This is a genomic window from Mesorhizobium sp. ESP-6-2 (assembly GCF_020164675.1).
Taxonomy (GTDB): Bacteria; Pseudomonadota; Alphaproteobacteria; order Rhizobiales; family Rhizobiaceae; genus Mesorhizobium.
Window position 1 is genome coordinate 297,275 of record NZ_JAIUGT010000005.1, and the last position, 23,697, is coordinate 320,971.

Below are 23,697 nucleotides of genomic sequence, written 5' to 3' on the forward strand. Positions count from 1 at the left end.
CACCCCGACGCTGCGCGTCGACCCTCCCCACAAGGGGGAGGGTAAAGAAAATCACCGCCCGCCGATGACGCCGATATAATCCGACACCCAGCGGTAATAGGGCACGCACTGGTCGTTCTGGGTGGCGCATTTGGTCACCGGCGTCTTCCAGAACTTGATCTTGTCGAAATTTTCGTAGCCGTTGGTCTTGCAGCCTTCGTCGGTCAGCAGCTCGTTGCCCTTGCAGGCGGCGGGGACGACCGGCAGCGAGCCGAACCAGGCCGAGACGTCGCCCTGCACCTTGGGCGAAAGTGAGTGTTCGAGCCACATATAGGCGCAGTTCGGATGTGCCGCGTCGGCCTCCATCATGGTGGTGTCGGCCCAGCCGGTGACGCCTTCCTCCGGCACGGTCGAGGCGACGGGCTTCTTGGCCGCGATCAGCGTGTTGACCTGGTATGGCCACGAGCCGGAAGCAACCACGCCTTCGTTCTGGAAATCGTCGACCTGGATGGCGGCGTCGTGCCAGTAGCGGCCGACCAGCGTGCGCTGGACGCGCAGCAACTCAAGCGCGGCCTTGTACTGGTCCTCGTTCAATTCATAGGGGTCCTTGATGCCGAGCTCCGGCTTGTGGAACATCAGGTAGTTGGCGGCATCGGCAATGTGGATCGGACCATCATAGGCCTGGACACGGCCCTTGTTGGACTTGCCGTCCGGCAGCTTCATCTCCTCGAAGACGACGTTCCAGCTCTTGGGCGCTTCCTTGAAGACATCGGTATTGTACATCAGCACGTTCGGCCCCCACTGGTAGGGAATGCCGTAATGCACCTTGTCGACGGTGAACCAGGGGGCGTCCTTGATGCGGTCGTCGACCGTCTTCCAGCTCGGGATGAGATCGGTGTTGATCGGCTGCACGCGCTTGCCGGCGACGAGGCGCAGCGACGCGTCGCCCGAAGCGGTGACGAGGTCGAAGCCGCCCTCGTTCATCAGCGAGACCATCTCGTCCGACGTGTTGGCGGTCTTGACGTTGACCTTGCAGCCGCTTTCCTTCTCGAATGCGGTGACCCAGTCATAGCCCTTGTCGGTTTCGCCACGCTCGATATAGCCCGGCCAGGCGACGATGTTGACCTCGCCTTCACCCTTGCCGAGCTCAGTGACCTGAGCGACGGCCTGGCCGGCGAAGGTCAGCGCGACCGTCAGTGCAGTGCATGACTTCAGGAATGAATTCATCGTCTATCTCCCATTGATAGGGCCCGCGCTTCGGCGGCTTTGTTCCCTGAAACGAAGTTGCTGTGAAAATCCCGGTTTCGCAAATTCATTTATCAGAAGGGGGATATCGGTTTTTCCGATAGATCAGCGGCCGTTCTTGTCGGGGCGCTGGCGAACCATGCGCTGCGACTGCGCGAGGCCGATGAAATCGCGCGCGGCCTGCGGCAGGCCGGAGCCGCGGCGCCAGACCATGCCGACCTGGACGACAGGCAAGGCGCCGGAGACGTCGCGCGACTCGATACGGTCGCCTTCGAGCGACCACGGCCGGTAGACGAGGTCGGGCAGCAGCGCCACGCCCGCGCCGGTGGCGACAAGGCTGCGCACCGCTTCGACCGAACGGGTGCGGAAGGCGACATGCGGTTTGGCGCCGATTGCCGTCAGCAGCTTGCCGGTATTCTCCTCGATCTCGTCGACGGTCAGCATGATCAGCGGCTCCGAAGCGATGTCGCCGATGCCGATGATGTCGGCGCCGGCGAGCGGATGCCCGAGCGGCAGCCACAGGCGGTAGGCCGAGACTTCGAGGATTTCGGATTGCAGCGCGGTTCGGTCGCGCAGATTGGAGGTGACCATCACGGCGATGTCCAGCTTGCCGCCGATCAGCAGATGCTCGAGATAGTCACCATTGTCCTCGATGGCGGAGACCTCCACGCCGGGATAGGCACGACGGTAGCGGGCAAGCAGGTCCGACAGCACGTAGCCGGCGACCAGCGAGGTGACGCCGAGCTGCAGCCGGCCGCCCGCTGTCGCCTGCTCGCCGAGGAAGGCGCGGCGCGCATCGGACACATCGGCCAGGATCTTGGTGGCATGACGCAGGAACTGGTGGCCCTTGTGGGTGATGTTGAGGCCGCGAGGATGGCGGTCGAACAATTCGACGCCGAGATCGCCTTCGAGCTCCTTGATCGCTTCGGTGACCGAGGATTGCGAAATGGAGAGGTTCTGCGCGGCACCCGACACCGTGCCCTGCTCGGCGACGGCGATGAAGAACTGCAACTGGCGGATGGTGAAAGCCATGGCCCGACTAAACACGGCGGAGACGGCGCTGGGAAGTGGAAACGGATCGGCAACTTGACGGCTTCCGAACTCGTAACTAAATAAGTTACATGAAACGCAACAGCCGGCTGTCGTCCACCTTGCACATTCTGGTCCACATGGCCGAGAAGCCCGAGCAGGCGCTGACTTCGGAGCAGCTTGCCACCTTCATCCACACCAATCCGGTCGTGGTGCGCCGCACCATCGCAGGGTTGCGGGACGCCGGCATCGTCACCTCTTCACGCGGCCATGGCGGCGGTTGGCTGCTCGGGCGCCGGCCCGACAAGATCTCGCTGGCCGAAATCAGCGCCGCGCTTGGCGAGACGCTGCTGCCGTTCGGCACCGAGCCGGAGAGCCCCGGCTGCCTTGTCGAGCAGGCCGTGATCGCCGTCCTCGACGATTTTCGCATCGCGGCGGAGAAGCTGCTGGCGGAGAAGCTCAGCCGCATCACGCTGGCCGACCTGACCGCCGACTTCCGCCGCCGTTACGACCTCATCGGAGTCTCCAGCCATGCAGTATGATCTTGCCGTCGTCGGCGGCAGCTTTGCCGGCCTGTCCGCCGCCATCCAGGCGGCCCGGGCCCGGCGCAACGTCCTGGTGATCGACGCCGGCCAGCCCCGAAATCGGTTTGCCACGCATTCGCACGGTTTCCTCGGCCAGGACGGGCGCACGCCCGGCGCCATCCTGGAAGAGGCAAGACGGCAATTGCTGGCCTATCCGACAGCCCGGCTTGTCAAGGGACGTGCGGACAAGGCAGTCGCCAATAGCAGCAGCGACTTCGAAATCAGCACAGAGGGCGGCGAGACCTTCGGCGCCGCGCGGGTGGTTCTGGCCACCGGCGTGCGCGACATCCTGCCGGAGGTTCCCGGGCTTGCCGAGCAGTGGGGCAAGACCGTGCTGCACTGCCCCTATTGCCACGGCTACGAAGTTTCCGGCAGACCGCTTGGCGTGCTCGCGACCGGGCCCATGTCCCTGCATCAGGCGCAGTTGATCGCCGACTGGGGCGACGTCACGCTGTTCGGCAACGGCCTGATCGAGCCCGATGCTGAACAGATGTCTCTCCTGGAAGGCAAGAATGTGAAGTTCGAACCCGCTGCGGTCGCCGAACTGCGGGAGGATGGCGCGGGCGGCTTGACGGTGATCCTCGACGGCGGCCGAAAGGCCGGGGTTCGCGCGATATTCACCGCGCCGCGCAATAGCATGGCGAGCCCGGTGGCCGAACAGCTCGGTTGCGGCTTCACGGACGGTCCCCTCGGCCCGGTGATATCAGTCGATGACAGGCAGCAGACGACGGTTCCCGGCGTCTACGCCGCGGGGGACGCGTCACGCGCGATGCACAACATCGCCTTCGCCGTGGCGGGCGGCGCCTTCGCCGGCATATGCGCCCACCAGTCGCTGGTATTCGGTTAGGTCAGGCTGCGTCGCCCGCGATGCTGAGCCGCGCGCCGGCCTGCGCCAGGCCAGCAGCGATGTCGCGCGGCGGCGGCCGGTCGGTGGCCAGTTCAGAAAAGCCGTCGAAGCCGCAGACCTGCACCAGGCCCTGGCGCCCGAACTTGGAATGATCGGTGACGACGAGCGAACGCTGGCCGCGCGACAGCACCATGCGGGCGAACTCGGCCTCGTCGAGGTCGTAATCCATGACACCCGTCACCGCATCGACCGCGCCCGTCGAGATCACCGCATGGCTGACCGAGAAGCGGCTGACGAAGTCGATGGCCGAGGCGCCAAAGGCGGCGCCGGAATCGCTACGCAGCTCGCCGCCGGCCATGTAGACCTTGTTGCCGTTGACGGTGGCCAGCGTGCGGGCGATGTCTGATGAGTTGGTGACGACCGTCAGCCGCCGATGGCCGAGCAGTTCACGCGCCAGGAACGAGGTGGTCGTTCCCGTGTCGAGCATGATCGATTCGCCGTCGCGGATGGTGGCGGCGACCATGCGGGCGATGAGACGCTTGGCCTCGGCGTTCTCGCGCATGCGCCGTTCGAACGGCGCTTCGCCGATCGTCGACGGCAGCCCCACGGCGCCATGCATCTTCAGGAGCGAGCCGTCGCTGGTGAGGGGCTTGACGTCGCGGCGCACGGTTTCCAGCGAAACGCCCAGGCGGTCGGCCAGACTCGCGATGGTGACGGTGCCTTCCTCCTGCAGAAACCGCAGGATTTCGCCGTGTCGCTTGGAATGGCTCATCGGGTCATTTCCGGTCGCGCCATGATGCAGTGACCGCTTCTATGGCAAATCTGCCGCATATTACACGGAATCTCGAAAGAATACGGGCAGGAAAGCAGAAAAAGCCACAGAATCTCGTTGACAACATGGCTTACCCGGCGTGACACTGATGCCGTGTCAGGCTCGCACTGCCACGGAAGAGCGATAGCGGAGCCTGATCTGAATTTGTGTGCCCCAAGGTCTGGAAACTGCCTGACGCGAGGGCGACTGGAAGAATTTTCTCATCCGCGGGGGCGGATGCCGGCCTCGAAGAGCCCGGCACGTGGGGCTCGTCGGTGCGGCGCGGGATACCGATCCCGAATGCCGCGCCGGCGAGGTCTTTGCCAGAACGAGCGTCCGGACAAACGGCGGGCCGCCGCGGCGGCGCCGCTCCGTCGGCGCCTTGCCGGACGAAGGGCGAATTCATGACGGCCGAGGACCGCATCCGTGCCCTGCCTTGCTGGACAGGCAGCGTCGAGATCGAGCCGCTGCCCGGCGGACTGAGCAATGCCAACTACTTGGTCAAGGACGCGGCCGGGAGACATGTCGTGCGCTTTGGCAGGGACTATCCCTTCCACCACGTCTTTCGCGAGCGTGAGGTGATGACCGCACGCGCCGCGCATGCCGCCGGTTTCGCGCCTGCGGTCCGCCATGCCGAACCTGGCATTCTGGTGACGGAGTATCTCGGCGCCAAGACCTGTCTGGCTGAGGACGTGCGCGCCAATCTCGGCCGTGTCGCCGCCCTGATGCGGGGCTTCCACCGCGAGATGCCCAACCACGTCTCCGGTGCCGGCTTCATGTTCTGGGTGTTCCACGTCATCCGCGACTATGCGCGCACGCTGGAGGACGCCGGCAGCCGCAAGGCGGGCGACCTGCCGCGCCTGCTGGTGCTGGCCGACGAACTCGAACGCGCCCAGAAACTGCTGCCTATCGTGTTCGGCCACAATGATCTTTTGCCGGCGAATATTCTCGACGACGGCAGCAGGCTATGGCTGATCGACTTCGAATATGCCGGCTTCAACACCGCGATGTTCGACCTTGCCGGCGTCGCCTCGAACGCCGGCATGAGCGACGAGGAATCCTTCGCCTTCCTGACTGCCTATTTCATGAAGGAGCCAGATGAGGCGATCCGCCGCTCGCATGCGGCCATGCAATGCGCCTCCCTGCTGCGCGAGGCGATGTGGAGCATGGTTTCGGAACTCTACCTCGACGTGCCCGGCATCGACTACGTCGCCTACACGGAAGAAAACCTGACCCGGCTCGACGCCGCGCTGGAAAACTACCGGACAAAATACGGGACCTGAACCCATGACTTTGCCAACCCAGGCAGCGATCGTCGTCATCGGCGGCGGTATTATCGGCTGCTCGACGGCCTACCATCTGGCGCGCGACCACAAGGCAGATGTGGTGCTGCTCGAACAGGGCAAGCTGACCTCGGGTTCGACCTGGCACGCCGCCGGGCTGGTCGGGCAGCTGCGCTCGTCGGCCTCGATCACGCGCGTGCTGAAATATTCGGTCGACCTCTACAAGGGGCTGGAGGCCGAGACCGGCCTTGCCACCGGCTGGAAGATGAGCGGGTGCCTGCGCCTTGCCACCAATGCCGACCGCTGGACCGAGTACGAGAGGCTGGCGACGACGGCGAAGAGTTTCGGCATGGACATGCAATTGCTGTCACCGGCGGAGGTCAAGACCATGTGGCCGCTGATGGAAACCGGCGATCTCGTCGGCGCCTCCTGGTTGCCGACCGACGGTCAGGCGAGCCCATCCGACGTCACCCAGTCGCTGGCCAAGGGAGCGCGCATGCATGGTGCAAGGCTTTACGAGGATGTGCGCGTCACCGGCTTCGAGATCAAGGACGGCCGCATCCTTGCGGTGAAAACCAGCAAGGGTGACATCGCCTGCGACAAGGTGGTGAACTGCGCCGGACAATGGGCGCGGCAGGTTGGCGCCATGGCCGGCATCAACGTGCCGCTGCAACCGGTGAAGCACCAGTTTATCGTCACTGAGAAGATCGACGGGCTGGCGACCGATGTCCCCACCATCCGCGACCCGGACCGGCGCACCTATTTCAAGGAAGAGGTCGGCGGGTTGGTAATGGGCGGCTATGAGCCGAACCCGCAGGCCTGGACGACTGATCTCCCCGGGGGCGACGTGCCCAACGACTGGGAGTTCAGGCTGTTCGACGACGATTATGATCATTTCGAACAGCATATGAGCCAAGCGATCGCGCGCGTCCCGGCGCTGGAAACCGTCGGCGTCAAGCAGATGATCAACGGGGCCGAGAGTTTCACGCCGGACGGCAATTTCATCCTCGGCGTGGCGCCCGAATGCGCCAACATGTTCGTCGGCGCCGGCTTCAACGCCTTCGGCATCGCTTCGGGCGGCGGCGCGGGCTGGGTGCTGGCGCAATGGGTAGTCGATGGCGAGGCGCCGTTCGATCTGTGGGTCGTCGACATCAGGCGTTTTTCCAGCCTGCATCGCGACCGGCACTGGGTCCGCGAGCGCACGCTGGAAGCCTATGGCAAGCACTACACGATCGGCTTTCCGCATGAGGAGTATCTTTCCGGCCGGCCGCGCATCGTTTCGCCGCTGTACAACAGGCTGAAGCAGCACCGCGCCGTGTTCGGCTCGAAGCTCGGCTGGGAGCGGCCGAACTGGTTCGCCCCCGAAGGCGTCGAGCCGCGTGACATCTATTCCATGGGCCGGCAGAACTGGTTTTCGGCCGTCGGCGACGAACATCGCCATGTGCGCGAGCATGTCGGCATCTTCGACCAGTCGTCCTTCGCCAAATACGAACTGAGCGGGCCCGACGCGCTGAAGGCGCTGGACTGGATCTGCGCCAATGACGTCAACAAGCCGGCCGGCCGGCTGACCTATACGCAGCTTCTCAACACGCGCGGCGGCATAGAGGCCGACCTCACCGTATCGCGGTTCGGCGAGGAAAGGTTCTACATCGTCACCGGCACCGGTTTCCGCACCCATGACCTGTCCTGGATCGGCGACCACGTCGAAAAGGAGCTCGACGTCACGCTCACCGACGTCACCGAGGATTTCGGCACGCTGTCGCTGATGGGACCGCGCGCCCGCGAGGTGCTCGCCGGCGTGACCGATGCCGACGTTTCCAACAGCGGCTTCCCATTCGGCCATGCCCGCGAGATTGTCATTGCCGGCCACACCGTGCGGGCGTTGCGCGTCACCTATGTCGGGGAACTCGGCTGGGAGCTGCATGTGCCGATCTCGGCAACCGGCGAGATCTTCGACGCGTTGATGGCGGCAGGCAAGCAACATGACATCCGCCCGGTCGGCTACCGGGCGCTGGAATCGCTGCGGCTGGAAAAGGGCTATCGCGCCTGGGGATCCGACATCACCCCCAACGACACGCCGCTGGAGGCCGGCCTCGGCTGGGCGGTGAAGCTTCGCAAGAATACGGATTTCATCGGGCGACGCGCCTTGGAGAAAATCACTGGCGGTGCACTGAAGAAGCGTTTCGTCGGCTTCACGGTCGACGATCCTGAAATCGTGCTCGTCGGGCGCGAGACGATCCTGCGCAATGGCGAGCCGGTCGGCTATCTCAGCAGCGGCGGCTATGGCTACTCCGTGGAGAAGAACATCGGCTACGGCTATGTGCGCAATGCCGACGGCGTGAGCGACGATTTTCTCGCCTCGGGCCGCTATGAGCTGGTCGTGGCGATGCAGCGCACGCCGGCAGAAATCCATCTCAAGCCGATGTATGATCCGGCGGGGATCAGGATCAAAGCGTAATCAGGTCACACGCAAGGCTAGGCAGCGGCTGGGCACCGTATCGGCCTCGCCCGGCATCGAGACGTACGGGCGCGTTTCCTCGATGCGGGTGACCAGCCCCTGCGCCTCCAGCTCCGCGACACGCGCGGCAAAGCCCAGATCCCAGAGCGTGTTCTTGACCGTCAGCACGATCACGCCGCCCGGCCGGCAGATGCGGATCAGTTCGTCCAGTCCTTCGGCACCGACATGGCCCGAGGTAAAGACGCCGGCCGAGATCACCCCGGCATAGGCGTTGTCGGCAAAGGGTAGCGGCCCGCCAAGCGCCAGACAATGCAGGGCCGAATAGACGCCCTTGCGCGCGGCCTGATCCAGCATGCCTTGCGAGATGTCGAGCGCCTCGACCTCGGGGTAGCCGGCAATGTCAAGCCATTCGCCGATGAGCCCCGTGCCGGCCCCCGCATCGAGCAGCGGGGCCGAACCGCGCGGCAGATGGCGGGCCAGCAAGGCCAGGCAGATGGTGGGATGGCGATAGCCGGCGGCCGACATGTCGCTGTCGTAGGTCTGCGACCAACGGTCATAGAGCGCCGCCACTTCTTCCGGGCGCTTGGCCGCGTAGGCAGCGCCAAGCGCGCCCTTATGCTTGCTGTCGGTCACTTCTGTCCTGTCCGCCATGCCCTAAATTGGTCTCGTACGGATAATAGCCAAAGCACGAATTTTGTGGAACCGTCGCTGCGACAAATAACAGCGGGGGAGCAGGCATGACAATGGACGAGGCACGGACAGAACTTGCCGCTATTCCCATGCTGGCCGGCTATAGCGGGCCGCTGGAGCGGCTTGGCGGCCTCACCAACCTGGTTTTCAAGGCCGGGGACTTCTGCCTGCGCATTCCAGGCAAAGGGACCGAGGAATACATCAACCGCGCGAATGAGGCGGTGGCAGCGCGCGAGGCGGCTAAGGCAGGCGTCAGCCCCGAGGTGCTGCATGTCGATCCGGGTACGGGGGTGATGGTGACGCGCTTCATCGCCGGAGCGGTGACGATGTCGCCGGAAAAATTCAGGGTTCGGCCGGGCAGCCCGGCGCGTGCCGGAGAGGCCTTCCGCAAGCTGCATTCGTCCGGTGCTGTGTTTCCGTTCCGTTTCGAACTGTTCGCGATGATCGACGACTATCTCAAGGTGCTGTCGACCAAGGAGGTCGCCCTGCCCGCCGGCTATCACGACGTGGTGCGCGAGGCCGGTGGCGTGCGCGCGGCGCTGTCGGCCCACCCGCTGCCCGTCGTTGCCTGTCATTGCGACCCGCTGTGCGAGAATTTCCTCGATGCGGGTGACAGGATGTGGATCGTCGACTGGGAATATTCAGGAATGAACGATCCGCTCTGGGATCTTGGCGACCTTTCCGTCGAAGGCAGGTTCGATGCCGCGCAGGACGAGGAGATGATGCGCGCCTATTTCGGCGGCGAGGCGAAACCGGCGGAGCGCGGCCGCATCGTCATCTACAAGGCGATGTGCGACCTGTTGTGGACGCTGTGGGGACTGATCCAGCTCGCCAACGACAACCCCGTCGACGATTTCCGGGCCTATGCCGACGGCCGCTTCGCGCGCTGCAGGGCGCTGATGGAGACGCCGGAATTTTCGCGCCACCTGGCAGCGATCCGCGAGGGCTAATTCACACCCTTCGGCACGTTTTCAGGCGGCACCGTCGTGTCGACCACCTTCTGGCGGTGGAAGATGAACAGGCCAGCCAGTACGACGATGCCCGAGCCGATGAGGATGCGCGGGCCGGGAACGTCGCCGAAGAACACCAGCCCGAAGACCACCGCCCATAGAAGCAGCGTGTAGTGCAGCGGCGCCAGCGTCGAGGCCGGCGCCAGCTTGAGCGCCCGCGTGATCATCAGATGGGCGCCGCAGGAGACGATGCCGAGCAGCAGCATGGCGCCGAAATCGAGCGCCGACGGCGTCTGCCAGGCGCCGATGGTCAGGGCGCCGCCGACCAGCAGCGTGCCGACGGTCTGCCATGTCACCAGATTGGTGTCGCTGGTGCCGCGCAAACGCCGGTTGAGGATGATGGCGAAGGCGAAGGCAATGCTGCCCGCCAGCGCGAAGCCCGACGACAGCGAGAAAGCCGCCGAGGAGGGCTGGAGCATGATCAGCACGCCGCAGAAGCCGAGCAGGATCGCCATCCAGCGGCGCCAGCCGACCTTCTCGCCAAGCAGGAGATGCGAGAGTGCCGCCACATAGATCGGCCCGGCCATGTAGAAGCTCATCACATCCGCAAGCGGCAGATAGACAACGGCGGCATAGAAGAGCCCGGTATCGAGCGTGGTCATGATGACGCGTAGGACCTGCAATTCGGGCCGTTCCATGCGGAACAGCTTGGTGGCGCCCTGGTGGGCGATCATCGGACCGAGCACGAAAAACGCGCCGATCGACCTGATCAGCACCACCTGGCCGACGGAAAAGCTGGCGACCAGCCATTTGCCCATGGCGTCGTTCAGCGCAAACAGGAAGTCGCCGGCCAGCATCAAAAGAATGCCGGCCAGAAGCACGTTCCTGATTGTGGAATTCTGCGCCACGGGTTGCGTCATGCCGATCCCGATTCCTTGCCTGTCTAGGGCGGTTCACCGTTTTACGAAAACGGCGAACCGCTCTATCTCTTTATTTCGCGCAATTCCGGACGGAAAACCGTACACACTTTCCTGAAATTGCTCCAGGCCGCGTCGTAGACGGAAGCGGCCGTTTTGACGAGGAGAAATCCGGGAATCGGCAAGGCCAGTGCCGGGAATCGGCTGGGTCTAGGGCGATACGTGCCGCCGGTTCACCAATGCCGGCCTGCCGGGGATGGCAAGCCGGGTGTCCTGCCTGGTTCGTTCCGCCACAACCTTGCCCCTGGCGATGACGCAAATGCGTTCGGGGCGCAGGCGAATGGCCTCGACCGGATTGCCGGCGTCGAGGACCACGAGGCTTGCGCGCTTGCCGACGGCGAGGCCCAGATGATCGAGCCCCATGATGGCGGCATTGACGTTGGTGACCATGTCGAAACAGCGCGCCATGTCGGCCGGGCTCGACATCTGGGCGACGTGAAGCCCCATGAAGGCGACGTCGAGCATGTCGGCGGTGCCCAGCGAATACCAGGGATCGAGCACGCAATCCTGGCCCCAGCCGACGCGGATGCCCAGCGCCAGCATCTCCTTGACCCGAGTCATGCCGCGGCGCTTGGGAAACGTGTCGTGGCGCCCCTGCAGCATGATGTTGATCAAAGGATTGGGGATGGCGGAGACGCCGGCCTCGGCGATCAGCGGCAGAAGCTTCGAGACGTAGTAATTGTCCATCGAATGCATCGAGGTGAGATGCGAGCCGGCCACCTTGCCCTGAAGGCCGAGGCGCTGCGTCTCATAGGCCAGTTGCTCGATGTGACGCGACAGCGGGTCGTCGGTCTCGTCGCAATGCAGGTCGACCATCAGGCCGCGTTTTGCCGCGATTTCGCAAAGCTCGGTCACCGAGCGGGTGCCGTCGGCCATGGTGCGCTCGAAATGCGGAATGCCGCCGACGACATCGACGCCCAGATCCAGCGCGCGAATGGTGTTTTCCCGTGCCCCGGGCGAGCGGTAGAGCCCATCCTGCGGAAAGGCGACCAACTGCAGGTCGATATAGGGCGCCACCGTCTTCTTGACGTCGAGCAGGGCTTCGACCGCCAGCAGCCTGTCGTCGCAAACGTCGACATGGGTGCGGATGGCGAGCAATCCCATCGACGCCGCCCAGTCGCAATAGGCGAGCGCGCGATCACGCACCGCCTCATGCGTCAGAAGCGGCTTCAGTTCGCCCCAAAGAGCGATGCCTTCGAGCAGCGTGCCCGAGGCGTTTATCCGCGGAATGCCGTAGGAGAGCGTCGCATCCATATGGAAGTGCGGGTCGACGAAGGGCGCAGAGACCAGATTGCCCCGCGCGTCGATCGTCGTGCCGGCGTTGCCATCGAGCTTCGGCTCGATCGTCGCGATCGTCTCGCCGACGATGCCGATGTCGGCAACCCTGCCGTCAGGCAATGTGCCGCCGCGCACAATGAGGTCGAAGTCCATCTGTGTCATCCCCGAAGAATCAGCGCCTGTCGGCTGCCGCAGTGATCGCGGCGGGCGAAAAATCTTGCCACGTGGCGCCGCCCCTCATCCGCCTGCCGGCACCTTCTCCCCGTATAGAGACAGGGAGAAGGGAGATGCTGCGACCTCGCCGCCATTTTTGCAACGTCTACAATTGGCGAAATCTTTGGTTATAGCCCTTTCTCCCCGTCACTTACGGGGAGAAATGTCCGGCAGGACAATGAGGGGCAGCACGAACCTGGCCGATTCGAGCCCTACTCCGGAACGTGCCTCACCGCACCTTTGTCAGCGCTGGTGGCGAAGGCGGCGTAGGCACGCAATGCGGTCGTCACCTTGCGCTTGCGCTTCTCTTCGGGCTTCCAGGCCAGAGCGCCCTTGGCCGCCATTGCCGCCCGGCGGCTGGCGAGCTCCTCATCGCTGACGGCGAGGCGGATCGAGCGGTTAGGGATGTCGATCTCGATCGTGTCGCCTTCCCGCACCAGCCCGATCGTGCCGCCTTCGGCGGCTTCCGGCGAGACATGGCCGATCGAGAGCCCCGACGTGCCGCCGGAGAAGCGCCCGTCGGTGATCAGCGCGCAAGCCTTGCCCAGGCCCTTCGATTTCAGATAGCTGGTCGGATAGAGCATTTCCTGCATGCCGGGGCCGCCGCGCGGTCCTTCATAGCGGATGACCACGACGTCGCCGGCCTTGATCTCGTTCGAGAGAATCGCCTTGACCGAGGCATCCTGGCTTTCGAACACCCGCGCCGGGCCGGTGAATTTCAGGATCGACTCGTCGACGCCGGCCGTCTTCACGATGCAGCCGTCGAGCGCCAGGTTGCCCTTGAGCACGGCAAGGCCGCCGTCTTTGGAAAAAGGCGTCTTCGCCGAGCGGATAACGCCCGTCTCGCGGTCTAGATCGAGCTCGTCCCATCGACGGTCCTGGCTGAAGGCGACCTGCGTCGGCACGCCGCCGGGCGCGGCGAGGAAGAAATCGCGCACGTTCTGGCTGGAGGTGCGGGAAATATCCCAATGATCGAGCGCTTCGCCCAGGCTTGATGTGTGCACGGTCGGCAGGTCGCGGTTGATCAGTCCGGCTTGGTCGAGCTGGCCGAGAATCGCCATGATGCCGCCGGCGCGGTGGACGTCCTCCATGTGCACGTCGGACTTGGCCGGCGCCACCTTGCACAGCACGGGCACCCGCCGCGACAGCCGGTCGATGTCCTCCATGGTAAAGTCGACCTCGCCCTCATGCGCCGCGGCCAGGATGTGCAGCACGGTGTTGGTCGACCCGCCCATTGCGATGTCGAGCGTCATGGCGTTCTCGAACGCGCCTTTTGAAGCGATGCTGCGCGGCAGCGCCTTTTCGTCGTCCTGCTCGTAATAGCGCTGGGCGAGATCGACGATCAAGTGTCCGGCCTCGACGAACAGCCGCTTGCGGTCGGCGTGTGTCGCCAGTGTCGAACCGTTGCCCGGCAGCGACAAGCCGAGCGCTTCGGTCAGGCAGTTCATCGAATTGGCGGTGAACATGCCCGAGCAGGAACCGCAGGTCGGGCAGGCGGAGCGCTCGATGACCTTGACGTCCTCGTCGGAGATCTTGTCGTCGGCGGCGGCGACCATGGCGTCGACCAGGTCGAGCGCCTGCGCCTTTCCGGCGAGCACCACTTTGCCCGCTTCCATCGGCCCGCCGGAGACGAAGACGGTCGGGATGTTGAGGCGCAGCGAGGCCATCAGCATGCCGGGCGTGATCTTGTCGCAATTGGAGATGCAGACCATGGCGTCGGCGCAGTGGGCGTTGACCATGTACTCGACGGAATCGGCGATCAGCTCGCGCGACGGCAGCGAATAGAGCATGCCGTCATGGCCCATGGCGATGCCGTCATCGACGGCGATGGTGTTGAATTCCTTGGCGACGCCGCCGGCCTTCTCGATCTCGCGCGCGACCAGCTGGCCGAGATCCTTCAGGTGGACGTGGCCCGGCACGAACTGGGTAAAGGAGTTGACCACGGCGATGATCGGCTTGCCGAAATCCGAGTCCTTCATGCCGGTGGCGCGCCAGAGGCCGCGGGCGCCGGCCATGTTGCGGCCATGGGTGGTGGTGCGGGAGCGATAGGCAGGCATGAACTTTCCTTAGCTGGCTGGCTGCGCCCGATGCGGAGCGTCGCGGCCCTGAATATGGATCGCAGGCGTTATAGACCGGCAAATATGGTCTGGCCACATTTTTGCTATGCGCCAGATTCTCCAGAAAAATTCAGAGTTTGCGAAAAAGATCGCCTCCCGTGTCGGATCGCCTGCCGGACGCCCGTCCTTGGATCAACGGCAAGGGAGTGGGACCATTTTCTCAGACAGCCGTTCCATTGTAGCAGCAAGAAGCAACCGAGGAGCACGACATGCAAAAGATCACCACCTGCCTGTGGTTCGATGGACAGGCCGAAGAGGCGATGAACCACTATGTCTCCATCTTCAAGAATTCGAAGGTGCTGAGCGTCATGCGTTGGCCCAAGGGCCACGCCGATGAAGGCAAAGTGCTGCTGACCACGTTCGAGCTCGACGGCGTGCCGTTCCAGGCGCTCAACGGCGGACCGCAATTCAAGTTCAACGAGGCGATGTCGCAGTCGATCGACTGCAAGACGCAGGAAGAGGTCGACTATTTCTGGGAGAGGCTCACCGAGGGCGGCGAGCCCGGCCCGTGCAGCTGGCTAAAGGACAAGTTCGGCGTCTCCTGGCAAGTGGTGCCGGAACAGCTGCCGCGCCTGCTACAGGATCCGGACCGGGAAAAGGCCGGCCGGGTGATGAGTGCGATGATGAAGATGGGCAAGATCGACATCGCCAAGATCGAAGAGGCAGCGAAGGGGTGAGAAGTGGTCCGCGTAGCGGACGGAAAGCCAATTCCTTGGCTTTCCGAGCTTCGAACGCCCTGAGCCCGCGAAGGGCAGGGCTGTCCATTGATTTTTTGAGGCCGGCGCTGCCCCTCATCCGCCTCTCGGGCACCTTCTCCCCGTGAACGGGGAGAAGGGAAGACCGCGCCTCAAGCCGCCTTGTCGCGGACTTGATAGTCCTTGATCGTGGCGAAGCGGATCGCCTTCCAGCGCTCGGCTTCGTAGTTCAGCGAAAAGGCGTGCTGGGCGAGGAACACCGGGTCGTTATCGAGATCGCGGGCAATGTCGCCGCGGTGGGCTTCGATGAAGCGCTGCACTTCCGTCTTGTCGTCGGCCGATATCCAGCGGCAGACCGAAAAACGCGACATCTCGAATTCGACCGGCAGCGTGTATTCGAAGTTCAGCCGCTCCTTCAGCACGTCGAGCTGCAGCGCACCGACGACGCCGACGATGGCTGGCGAGCCGTCTTCGGGCGAAAACAGCTGCACGACGCCCTCCTCGGCCATCTGGTGCAGCGCCTCCTTCAGCTTCTTGGCCTTCATCGCATCACCGAGGCGCACACGACGCAGGATTTCCGGGGCGAAGTTCGGCACGCCGCGGAACAGGATTTCCTCGCCCTCGGTCAGCGTGTCGCCGATGCGCAACGTGCCGTGGTTGGGGATGCCGACGACGTCGCCGGCAAAGGCCTCGTCGGCGGTGACGCGGGTGCGGGCGAAGAAGAATTGCGGCGCAGACAGGCTCATCGGCTTGCCGGTGCGCACCAGCTTGGCCTTCATGCCGCGCTCGAGCTTGCCCGAGCAGACGCGCACGAAGGCGATGCGGTCGCGGTGGTTGGGATCCATGTTGGCCTGGATCTTGAAAACGAAGGAGGTCATCTTCTCCTCGGTCGCCTCCACCATCCGGGTGTCGGCATCCTGCGCGCGCGGCGGCGGCCCGAAAGCGCCGAGCGCCTCGATCAGGTCGCGCACGCCGTAATTGCGCAGCGCCGAGCCGAAATAGACCGGCGTCAGATGGCCCTCACGGAAAGCGTCGATATCAAGGGGCCTGCAGGCTTCTCGCGCGAGCTCCAGCTCCTCGATGAAGGCCTCACGCTCGTTTTCCGGCAACAGGCCGGCGACGCGGTTGGAATCGGGACCGTTGACCGGCGTGCGCTCCTTCTCGTCGTCACCCTTGCGCACGGCGTTCAGCGCCAGGTGGTAAGTGCCTGAAAACGTCCTGCCACGGCCGATGGGCCAGGTGATGGGCGCGGTATCGAGCGCCAGCTTCTGCTCGATTTCGTCGAGGATCTCGAAGGGGTCGCGGCTCTCGCGGTCCATCTTGTTGACGAAGGTGATGATCGGGATGTCGCGCAAGCGGCAGACCTCGAACAGCTTCAGCGTGCGCGGCTCGATGCCCTTGGCGGCGTCGATGACCATGACCGCCGAGTCGACCGCCGACAGCGTGCGGTAGGTGTCGTCGGCGAAATCCTCGTGGCCGGGCGTATCGAGCAGATTGAAGACATTGTCCTCATACTCGAACGTCATCACCGAGGTGACGACCGAAATGCCGCGTTCGCGCTCGATCTTCATCCAGTCCGACCGGGTCTGGATGCGGTCCTTCTTGGCCTTGACCTCGCCGGCAAGCTGGATGGCGCCACCGAACAGCAGCAGCTTTTCGGTGAGCGTCGTCTTGCCGGCGTCCGGGTGGGCGATGATCGCGAAAGTACGGCGGCGCGATACCGCCTGTTCGATGTCTTCAGCCAATTTATGAAATCCTGTCTGTGGCGCGGGCTTCTAGCAGCGCTTTCCCGGCCTGTCGACGGTTTTGGACCGACGGCGACTGGCGTCCCTGTCGCCGAACCAGGTGATGACTGGATTTCGGAGCGGTTGATGCCGATGTCGCGCAGCAGGTAATCCGGCAATTCCCAGAGCCGTGCACGGTCGCGCCGAATTCGGATGATGCGAGCGATGGCGCGCAGGACGGAAAGACACAATTCGGTGGCGGCTGTGACGAGCCGCGAGCTGATGGGATGATCGACGATGAGATCCGGTTTTATATGTCCTGTTGTCATGGCTGTATTTCCTCCGTTCAAGTGATGGGATAAGCGCACGCTGCGTTGGCGCGGCGACGGGTCGCTGTAGGCATGAGCTGTTTGCAAGGACCGCGAGCGGTGGTCGCATGGCGTTTGTTGGCGAATGCCCGCTGCTCAGGCCGACTTGCGCCAGGGGATGAGCATCGAGACACGCTCGCGGTAACGCCGATATTCGTCGCCAAACATTTCGATCAGGTCGCGCTCTTCGAGAAAGATGCCGACCAAGATGTAGGTCGTGGTCACGGCGGCAAAGAAGAGGTGGCCGAAAGTCATGATCGGCGCCATCCAGAACGCGATGATAAAACCCAGATAGATCGGATGGCGGACAAATTTGTAGAGCACCGGCGTCTTGAAACGCACCGAGGGCATGTCGCGACCGATGAGGTTGTTGGCGACCTGATGCAGGCCGAACAGCTCGAAATGGTTGATCAGAAAGGTGCTGGTGAAGACCAGCACCCAACCGACGAATGACATGCCAAGGATCACCGTGGCGACGGTCGGATCGGTGACCTGCCACGCCACGGCCGGTATCGGGCGCCACTGCCAGAACAACAGGTCGAGCGCGAGGCTCGCGAGCAGTACGTAGGTGCTGCGCTCGATCGGCTTCGGAATCCAGCGCACCCACCAGTTCTTGAACGGCTTGCGGGCCATCACGCTGTGCTGGACGGCGAAGAGAACCATCAACAGGAGGTTGACGGTGAGAGCCTCGGCAAGCGGAGCAACCGCTCCGGTATCGATGGCCTTGGGAACGACCAGGCCGCTTACGAAGCCGATGGCGTAGACAATCGTACCGAAGAAGACGAGATATGCGGCCAAGCCGTAGGTGAATGCGAAAATGCGACCCATGGTCGATCTCCCTCCAAGTTGATGGTTGTTGGCCGCGTCGGTCGGACGACGAGCCCCTCGACGAGAGCAACGAACCCTCCGGCGACCATCCAGATCGCCGCGAGATACCTGGGAGGGCCACGCAATGCCCCTCCCAGGCGCTGCCTGATGCCCCTCAAGACATGTCGTGTTTGCAGCTCACATAAGGGTTCCAGTCGGCGAACATGCCGGCCGGGTTATGCCGCCAATGCCAGACGTGAAGCTCGTAGTAGGGGTCCACCGGGTGGACACCCACCGTGGTCTTGCGCTGGAGGGTGCGGCCGAGGAACTCGGGAACGCCCTTCCCCTTCCAGTCCTTCTCGAAGACGATGTATTCCATGCCGACAAGCTGCATGGATCCATCCTGTTCCGGCTCGTAGGTCAGCACGTCCGGCTCGCCCAGCACCAGCTTGCCGTCTCCTGCCCGCGCGGGGTTGATGAAATGAACGCCCATCGTGCCGTGCTCGTCATGGGTGGTGCATTCGAACAGCTGCTGGTAACCCTCGGCCTTGGCGACCTCGATATTGACGTACCTGGACGCCATTTCCCGGGACCGGTTAAGCGCCGGATCTGGCGTATCGTGGGCATCCGCGGTGCCGCAGGCGAGCGCGGACGCCCATATGCCTGCGGACAAAGCGGTGCCGAGGATCAGATTTGCGAGGAGTTTCACGACAGCTCCCTCCCCGTCAGGCGCCGGCATGTGCCGTCGTCGGATCGAACAGGCGCTTGACCTGCGTGATCTTCGTGGCCGGGAAGCCGCTCATCTTCGCGTGGCGCTGGATGATCTCTTCATCCTTGGCGAGATAGACGCAGAACGTCTTGTCGTCGGCGACGAAGGATTCGACCCACTGAATTTCCGGGCCGAGTTCGGCGAGAACGGTGTTCGAGGCCCTGGATGCTTCGCGAAGCTGCTCGCGCTCGAAAGTACCGACCTTGGGAATTTCGCGTTCGATGATATACTTTTGCATGTCCGTAGTTCTCCTTGTCTGGGTTCAAATGCCGCCGGACGGGCGATCGTGTCGCTACCGGTGACATTCCTGGGATCACTGCGCTAAAGTGCAGCTTGGCTCACCAGGCACACGGAGAATTACGGGAGGGGCGGCCAACAGTCCTTACGGCGCCCTTACCTTGTTCTGATCCTTTGCCTATTGTCGCAGGAGGAAATGCTGTCGATGGGGGTCTATAGTTTCGGCGATTTCGAGCTGAACGAGGAATCGCGCACCCTTCGTCTCACAGGCAGAGAAATCGAGGTGCAGCCGCTGGTGTTCGATTTCCTGGCTGTTCTGCTGCGGTATCAGGACCGTGCCTTGAGCAAGGACGAATTGCTCGAAACACTGTGGCCGGGAGTCACGGTAACCGAAGCCTCGTTGCAGCGCGTTGCCAGCCTCGCTCGCACCATCCTGCGCCAAGGCGGCATGGAAACGGCGATGCGCAACCTGCCACGGTTCGGCTACCGGATTTGCCTCGACAGACCGGCCTCTTCCAATCCAAACTCGAGCCCGGCCGACCCAGTTGCCGCGATCGCCGGGTCGCAGATCTTGCGTGCACGCGCGGCAGCCACGGCCAGGAAATGGCAAGAGGCCGTGGCCTGTTTCGTCGAAGCGGATGCCCAACAGGAGGTTCTCACCGCCGACCTTGAGGAATGGGCGCTGGCCCTGGAGTGCATGGGGCGGCCATCCGAAGCCATTCCGCAGTTGACGCGTGCGGTGGCGGCCCATAGCGTCGCCGGAGACCGACTGCGGGCGGCTTCCCCGGCGATCACCCTTGCGCGGATACACCTTGAAAGAGGCGAACTCCCAGTGGCGAAGGGCTGGCACAAGCGTGCTGCACAGTTGATCGATGCGGCCACCGACAGCCGGGAGCATGGCCTGTGGTGCTGGATGGGCGCGCGCATCATGGGCGCGGAAGCCCAGCCCGAACAGGCGCTGGCGTTGGCCGAACAGGCGTTCGAAGTCGGCAAGCATCTCGAAGATCCGGTCGTGGAATCGCTCGGGCTGATCTATCGCGGCTTCTTCAAGCTCTGCCTTGGGGAAACCAAGGCCGGAGAGGAAGACCAGGACTTCGCGGCTGCTCTTGGTCTGTCGAGCGACATTGATCCCATCGTCGGCGGCATTCTCTATTGCAATATACTGTGGGCCTGCCGGAGTTTCGGCGACTGGACGAGAGCCAATCAATGGACGCTCGGCTACGAAAGCTGGTGCAAGGGACACGGGCTCGACGACCTGTCGGGCTCGTGCCGGCTGCACCGCGCAGAAGTGCTCGGAGTGCACGGAACGCTGAAGGAGGCCGAGGCGCTGGTGCGCGCGGCTATCGACCAGCTTGCGCTTGACGCGCCTTGGGCAACGGGCGATGCATTGCGTGTTCTCGGCGATATTCATCTGGCTGCCGGTGATCTCACCGAGGCGGAGGTGGCCTATCGTGCGTCCCATGCCGCAGGCTGGGATCCGCAGCCGGGCCTTGCCCTGTTGCAACTGGAACTGGGACAGGCCGAGGCCGCTTTCGCCGCTCTCGAGCGTTCCCTTGTCGGCAGCAGCTGGCCGACCCTGCAGCGCAAGGGGCTGGTTCTCGCCACGCTTGCCAAGGTGGCGGCAAGGACAGACCGGCCGGAGCGGGCGAAGGAAGTCATCGCCGAGTTGGAGAGTCAGCCACAGCGTTGGCCCATGGCATCGATCCGGGCGCTGACGGCGGAAGCCAAGGCCGAGCTGTTTTCACGCGAAAACCGTTTGGCCGATGCAGCCCGCGAACTGCAGATCGCTTGCTCGCGCTGGAGCGAGATCGGTTCGCCGATCGGTGCCGCCGATGCCCGCCTGTCGCTGGCGGCGCTGCTTATCCAGCTTGGGGATCGCACAGGCGCCGAGCTGGAACTCGGCACCGCGCTGGCCGCTGCAAGGAAAGTAGACTCCTCACGGCTCATGCGGCGTCATGACGAGTTGAAGCGACTGCTCGCCGACGTGCAGGAAGAACGGCTGGACAGCGCGTAGCTCTCGCAAAGCGGATCGTCATATCCGCAACCGGTGCCAGTCCTGACCTTACCCTTGAGATCGAACCGATGCGATGGCATGACGGGACAACTCCCATCAAGAGCCAGAGCATGAGCAGCGCGAAGGAAGTCATCGTCATCGGCGCCGGTATCATCGGCGCTTCCATCGCCCGGCACCTGGCCAAGGCCGGGGCACGGGTCACCGTCGTTTCCGAGAGCGGCGCCGGCGGGATCGCCACGCCGAATTCCTTCGCCTGGATCAATGCCAGCTGGGGCAATCCGGAAGTCTATTTCCGGCTGCGCACCCGCGCCATGGCGGAGTGGAAACGGCTGGCAAACGAGCTGCCCGGCCTTCCGCTCGCCTGGTGCGGCGGGCTGTGCTGGGACTTGCCGGCGGACAAATTGGAGGCCTATGCGGCGGAGCATTCGTCCTGGGGTTATGGCATCAGGCGCGTCGACGGTGCCGGCGCGGCTGGCATCGAGCCCAATCTCGCCGAGCTTCCCGACTTTGCCTTGCATGTCGCCGAGGAGGGCGTCGCCGAGCCGGTCGCGGCAACAAAAGCGCTGCTGGCCGACGCCGAACAGCGCGGTGCGCGCATCGTCTCCAGCACGGTTACAGCGCTTGTTCAGACCGGGGGCAGGACGACGGGCGTGGACACCGCCCATGGCCTGCTCGCCGCCGATGAGGTGGTGATCGCGGCCGGCGTCGGCTCGCCGGAGATTGCCGCGACGGCCGGCATAAAGCTACCGATCGAAATGCCGCCCGGCCTGATCGTCCATTCGCGGCCTTACAGAAAATTGCTAAACGGGCTGGTGCTGGCCGAGCGGCTGCACATGCGCCAGACGGCGCAAGGCCGCATCATCGCCGGGTCGGATTTTGGCGGTGCCGATCCGGGGGTGGATGCGGCGGCGACGGCGCGCGAGCTGTTTGCGGCGCTGCAAGCGATGCTGCGCGGCGGCGACGGCCTGGAGCTCGATTTCCATACGGTCGGTTACCGGCCGACGCCGATCGACGGCTTCCCGATCATCGGCCGCGCCGAGGGCATGGACGGCCTCTATATCGCGGTCACGCATTCCGGCATCACGCTGGCGCCGGCGGTCGGCTTGTTCGCCGCGCGCGAAATCCTCGACGGCGAGCGCGATCCGCTGCTGGCGCCCTACGGGTTGGATCGGTTCGCTCAATAGTTTGGTGGACGGCTGAAGCCGCCGGTCAACGGCGCCATAGCCCCGGCAATAGCGAGCAGCCGTGATTCCGACCAGCGTTTGCCGACCAGTTGCAGACCGATCGGCAGGCGGTCTCGGTCCTGTCCGTACGGCATCGAAAGTGCCGGATGGCCACTGTAATTGAACACCGCGCCATAGGCCGGGAGCATCCAGTAGTCTTGGTCCTTGCCATCGACCTTGACCGGTGCGCCGGGCTCGCAATGAGGAAACGCGCTAGTCATGGCCACCGGGCAGAGCAGCGCGTCGCAACTGTCGAAGAAGGCGTCCCAGGCGAGGATGGATTTGTCGCGACGGGCGAGCGCTTCGAACCAGCGCGAGACGGGGGTCGGCTGTTCCGGCGGCCCGGGTTGCGTCGCCTCCATCATCATGCCAATCAGAGCTCCGCCGTGCCTTAGATCATCACGCAGATCGAGCTTGGGCAGTTTCGCTTCCTCGACAATGGCACCAGCCGATTGCAACTGCCCTGCAAGGTTGTCGACCGCTGCACTGATGTCGCCAGCCACCGGGAAGCCGGGAAACGACGACGCGAAGGCGATGCGTAGTGTCTTGAGGTCGAGCTTCGGCATGTCTTCGACCGGCACCGGGGCGACATCGGTGTCGCGCCCGTCCGCTCCGGCGATGATTTGATAGATCAAGGACAAATCGTCCACGCTGCGCGCCAGCGGCCCGAGACAGGACATCAACCGGACGCTGCGCGCGGCGTCGCCCGGGTCCGGAAAAGCGCCGGCCAGCGAGACGCGATGCTCCGTTGGTTTCAGGCCATAAACACCGCAAAACGCGGCGGGGAGACGGATCGAATCCTGCATGTCGGTGCCGACATCGAACGGTGTCATCCCGGCGCAAATCGCGGCCGCAGCGCCGCCGCTGGAACCGCCTGCGGTGCGCTCAAGATTCCAGGGGTTGCTGGTCCGGCCGAACAGCGGATTTTTCGATTGCCAGTCGGACAGCATGCTGGCGACATTGGTCTTGGCCATCAGCACGCCGCCGGCCGCCTTCAGCCTGGCAACGACCGGGCTGTCTTCTTTCGCCGCATAATCGGCGAAAGGCGGGAAGCCGACCGTGGTCGTCATGCCTGATGTCTGGTGCATGTCCTTCAGGGCGAACGGGATGCCGTGCAGCGGTCCGAGCGCAGCGCCGCTTGCGAGTGTCGCATCGGATTGGTTGGCGCGTTCGCGCGCACCTTCCCTGTCGAGCGAGACGACCGCGTTGACTGCTTCGTTATGACTGTCGATCTGCGCCAGATGGGCATCGAGCGCTTCAACGGCGGAGATTTCGCGCGCGGCGATGGCGGCGGCGAGGTCGACGGTTGAGGAGAAGACGAGTTCCATGGTGAATGCTCCGACTTGGCCGCGCTTGTCCGTCAAGATGGCGGACAACGGCACGGTTTCAAGCGGAGTTG

19 protein-coding genes and 2 pseudogenes are annotated in these 23,697 nt (G+C 64.0%); 8 read left to right on the forward strand and 13 right to left on the reverse strand.

The window, feature by feature from the left end:
* Positions 1 to 51: 51 nt before the first annotated feature.
* Positions 52 to 1,206, reverse strand: a complete 1,155-nt coding sequence (locus LB532_RS16335) for an ABC transporter substrate-binding protein (RefSeq protein ID WP_140640125.1) — start codon at positions 1,204 to 1,206, stop codon at positions 52 to 54.
* Positions 1,207 to 1,329: 123 nt separating this feature from the next.
* Entirely contained in the window at positions 1,330 to 2,256 is a 927-nt protein-coding gene (locus tag LB532_RS16340) for a LysR substrate-binding domain-containing protein (RefSeq protein WP_027023699.1), read from the reverse strand.
* A gap of 89 nt (positions 2,257 to 2,345) precedes the next feature.
* Here LB532_RS16340 and LB532_RS16345 point away from each other — a divergent pair, with 89 nt between their 5' ends.
* The gene (locus tag LB532_RS16345; protein WP_140640127.1) at positions 2,346 to 2,795 is read left to right on the forward strand and encodes an RrF2 family transcriptional regulator; all 450 of its coding nucleotides are present in this window, start codon (positions 2,346 to 2,348) and stop codon (positions 2,793 to 2,795) included.
* Entirely contained in the window at positions 2,785 to 3,684 is a 900-nt protein-coding gene (locus LB532_RS16350; RefSeq protein ID WP_140640129.1) for an NAD(P)/FAD-dependent oxidoreductase, read from the forward strand. The genes LB532_RS16345 and LB532_RS16350 overlap by 11 nt, the downstream gene beginning before the upstream one ends.
* 1 nt (position 3,685) lies before the next feature.
* Here the strand turns inward: LB532_RS16350 and LB532_RS16355 are convergent, their stop codons facing one another.
* Entirely contained in the window at positions 3,686 to 4,456 is a 771-nt protein-coding gene (locus tag LB532_RS16355) for a DeoR/GlpR family DNA-binding transcription regulator (RefSeq protein ID WP_140550215.1), read from the reverse strand.
* Positions 4,457 to 4,899: 443 nt separating this feature from the next.
* Between LB532_RS16355 and LB532_RS16360 the strand changes: the two genes are divergently transcribed.
* The gene (locus tag LB532_RS16360; protein ID WP_140640131.1) at positions 4,900 to 5,778 is read left to right on the forward strand and encodes a phosphotransferase family protein; all 879 of its coding nucleotides are present in this window, start codon (positions 4,900 to 4,902) and stop codon (positions 5,776 to 5,778) included.
* A 4-nt stretch (positions 5,779 to 5,782) separates the two neighbouring features.
* Positions 5,783 to 8,236: an FAD-dependent oxidoreductase gene (locus LB532_RS16365; protein WP_140640133.1), complete on the forward strand. Its 2,454-nt coding sequence runs from the start codon at positions 5,783 to 5,785 to the stop codon at positions 8,234 to 8,236.
* On the opposite strand, the gene LB532_RS16370 is transcribed toward LB532_RS16365, so the two are convergent.
* Positions 8,237 to 8,869 carry a class I SAM-dependent DNA methyltransferase gene (locus LB532_RS16370; protein WP_181169387.1) on the reverse strand — a complete coding sequence of 211 codons (633 nt, stop codon included), beginning with the start codon at positions 8,867 to 8,869 and terminating at the stop codon, positions 8,237 to 8,239.
* 104 nt (positions 8,870 to 8,973) lie between these two features.
* Between LB532_RS16370 and LB532_RS16375 the strand changes: the two genes are divergently transcribed.
* Positions 8,974 to 9,876: a phosphotransferase family protein gene (locus LB532_RS16375; RefSeq protein WP_140640137.1), complete on the forward strand. Its 903-nt coding sequence runs from the start codon at positions 8,974 to 8,976 to the stop codon at positions 9,874 to 9,876.
* Here the strand turns inward: LB532_RS16375 and LB532_RS16380 are convergent.
* The 3 genes from LB532_RS16380 to ilvD all read right to left on the reverse strand — a co-directional run bounded on the left by LB532_RS16380 (position 9,873) and on the right by ilvD (position 14,401).
* The gene (locus LB532_RS16380) at positions 9,873 to 10,796 is read right to left on the reverse strand and encodes a DMT family transporter (RefSeq protein ID WP_140640139.1); all 924 of its coding nucleotides are present in this window, start codon (positions 10,794 to 10,796) and stop codon (positions 9,873 to 9,875) included. The two genes, LB532_RS16375 and LB532_RS16380, sit on opposite strands and share 4 nt — an antisense overlap.
* A gap of 207 nt (positions 10,797 to 11,003) precedes the next feature.
* A complete protein-coding gene (locus LB532_RS16385) occupies positions 11,004 to 12,284 on the reverse strand; it encodes an amidohydrolase family protein (protein ID WP_140640141.1) in 1,281 nt (426 codons plus the stop codon).
* 272 nt (positions 12,285 to 12,556) lie between these two features.
* The gene (gene ilvD / locus LB532_RS16390) at positions 12,557 to 14,401 is read right to left on the reverse strand and encodes a dihydroxy-acid dehydratase (protein WP_140640143.1); all 1,845 of its coding nucleotides are present in this window, start codon (positions 14,399 to 14,401) and stop codon (positions 12,557 to 12,559) included.
* A 269-nt stretch (positions 14,402 to 14,670) separates the two neighbouring features.
* On the opposite strand from ilvD, the gene LB532_RS16395 reads away from it, so the two are divergent.
* Entirely contained in the window at positions 14,671 to 15,138 is a 468-nt protein-coding gene (locus LB532_RS16395) for a VOC family protein (RefSeq protein WP_140497085.1), read from the forward strand.
* 170 nt (positions 15,139 to 15,308) lie between these two features.
* Here LB532_RS16395 and LB532_RS16400 read toward each other — a convergent pair whose 3' ends face one another.
* From LB532_RS16400 to LB532_RS16420, 5 genes and pseudogenes are all read right to left on the reverse strand, one after another.
* The gene (locus tag LB532_RS16400; protein ID WP_140550224.1) at positions 15,309 to 16,901 is read right to left on the reverse strand and encodes a peptide chain release factor 3; all 1,593 of its coding nucleotides are present in this window, start codon (positions 16,899 to 16,901) and stop codon (positions 15,309 to 15,311) included.
* 119 nt (positions 16,902 to 17,020) lie between these two features.
* Positions 17,021 to 17,209 (reverse strand): annotated as a pseudogene (locus LB532_RS30330) (DUF1127 domain-containing protein); the annotation flags it as partial.
* Positions 17,210 to 17,344: 135 nt separating this feature from the next.
* Positions 17,345 to 18,076 carry a methanethiol S-methyltransferase gene (gene mddA / locus LB532_RS16410; protein WP_140640147.1) on the reverse strand — a complete coding sequence of 244 codons (732 nt, stop codon included), beginning with the start codon at positions 18,074 to 18,076 and terminating at the stop codon, positions 17,345 to 17,347.
* A gap of 154 nt (positions 18,077 to 18,230) precedes the next feature.
* Positions 18,231 to 18,764, reverse strand: a complete 534-nt coding sequence (locus LB532_RS16415; protein ID WP_140640149.1) for a hypothetical protein — start codon at positions 18,762 to 18,764, stop codon at positions 18,231 to 18,233.
* Between the two features lie 16 nt (positions 18,765 to 18,780).
* Positions 18,781 to 19,062, reverse strand: coding sequence for a DUF4242 domain-containing protein (locus LB532_RS16420; protein ID WP_140640151.1), 282 nt, complete (start codon positions 19,060 to 19,062; stop codon positions 18,781 to 18,783).
* Between the two features lie 204 nt (positions 19,063 to 19,266).
* Between LB532_RS16420 and LB532_RS16425 the strand changes: the two genes are divergently transcribed.
* Both LB532_RS16425 and LB532_RS16430 read left to right on the forward strand, forming a co-directional pair.
* On the forward strand, positions 19,267 to 21,075 hold the full coding sequence (locus LB532_RS16425; RefSeq protein ID WP_181169382.1) for a winged helix-turn-helix domain-containing protein: 1,809 nt from the start codon (positions 19,267 to 19,269) through the stop codon (positions 21,073 to 21,075).
* Positions 21,076 to 21,086: 11 nt separating this feature from the next.
* Positions 21,087 to 22,259: pseudogene (locus tag LB532_RS16430) on the forward strand (FAD-dependent oxidoreductase); the annotation flags it as partial.
* Here the strand turns inward: LB532_RS16430 and LB532_RS16435 are convergent.
* Positions 22,253 to 23,626 carry an amidase gene (locus tag LB532_RS16435; protein ID WP_140640157.1) on the reverse strand — a complete coding sequence of 458 codons (1,374 nt, stop codon included), beginning with the start codon at positions 23,624 to 23,626 and terminating at the stop codon, positions 22,253 to 22,255. The pseudogene LB532_RS16430 and the gene LB532_RS16435 overlap by 7 nt on opposite strands.
* Positions 23,627 to 23,697: the final 71 nt, after the last annotated feature.

Bases quoted from the DNA above. Each gene is read 5' to 3' on its own strand.
- LB532_RS16385 (WP_140640141.1), bottom strand. From the start codon at position 12,284: ATGGACTTCGACCTCATTGTGCGCGGCGGCACATTGCCTGACGGCAGG.
- LB532_RS16360 (WP_140640131.1), top strand. From the start codon at position 4,900: ATGACGGCCGAGGACCGCATCCGTGCCCTGCCTTGCTGGACAGGCAGC.
- LB532_RS16435 (WP_140640157.1), bottom strand. From the start codon at position 23,626: ATGGAACTCGTCTTCTCCTCAACCGTCGACCTCGCCGCCGCCATCGCC.
- LB532_RS16365 (WP_140640133.1), top strand. From the start codon at position 5,783: ATGACTTTGCCAACCCAGGCAGCGATCGTCGTCATCGGCGGCGGTATT.
- LB532_RS16380 (WP_140640139.1), bottom strand. From the start codon at position 10,796: ATGACGCAACCCGTGGCGCAGAATTCCACAATCAGGAACGTGCTTCTG.
- LB532_RS16340 (WP_027023699.1), bottom strand. From the start codon at position 2,256: ATGGCTTTCACCATCCGCCAGTTGCAGTTCTTCATCGCCGTCGCCGAG.
- LB532_RS16375 (WP_140640137.1), top strand. From the start codon at position 8,974: ATGACAATGGACGAGGCACGGACAGAACTTGCCGCTATTCCCATGCTG.
- LB532_RS16350 (WP_140640129.1), top strand. From the start codon at position 2,785: ATGCAGTATGATCTTGCCGTCGTCGGCGGCAGCTTTGCCGGCCTGTCC.
- LB532_RS16420 (WP_140640151.1), bottom strand. From the start codon at position 19,062: ATGCAAAAGTATATCATCGAACGCGAAATTCCCAAGGTCGGTACTTTC.
- mddA (WP_140640147.1), bottom strand. From the start codon at position 18,076: ATGGGTCGCATTTTCGCATTCACCTACGGCTTGGCCGCATATCTCGTC.
- LB532_RS16345 (WP_140640127.1), top strand. From the start codon at position 2,346: ATGAAACGCAACAGCCGGCTGTCGTCCACCTTGCACATTCTGGTCCAC.
- LB532_RS16335 (WP_140640125.1), bottom strand. From the start codon at position 1,206: ATGAATTCATTCCTGAAGTCATGCACTGCACTGACGGTCGCGCTGACC.
- LB532_RS16355 (WP_140550215.1), bottom strand. From the start codon at position 4,456: ATGAGCCATTCCAAGCGACACGGCGAAATCCTGCGGTTTCTGCAGGAG.
- ilvD (WP_140640143.1), bottom strand. From the start codon at position 14,401: ATGCCTGCCTATCGCTCCCGCACCACCACCCATGGCCGCAACATGGCC.
- LB532_RS16395 (WP_140497085.1), top strand. From the start codon at position 14,671: ATGCAAAAGATCACCACCTGCCTGTGGTTCGATGGACAGGCCGAAGAG.
- LB532_RS16425 (WP_181169382.1), top strand. From the start codon at position 19,267: ATGGGGGTCTATAGTTTCGGCGATTTCGAGCTGAACGAGGAATCGCGC.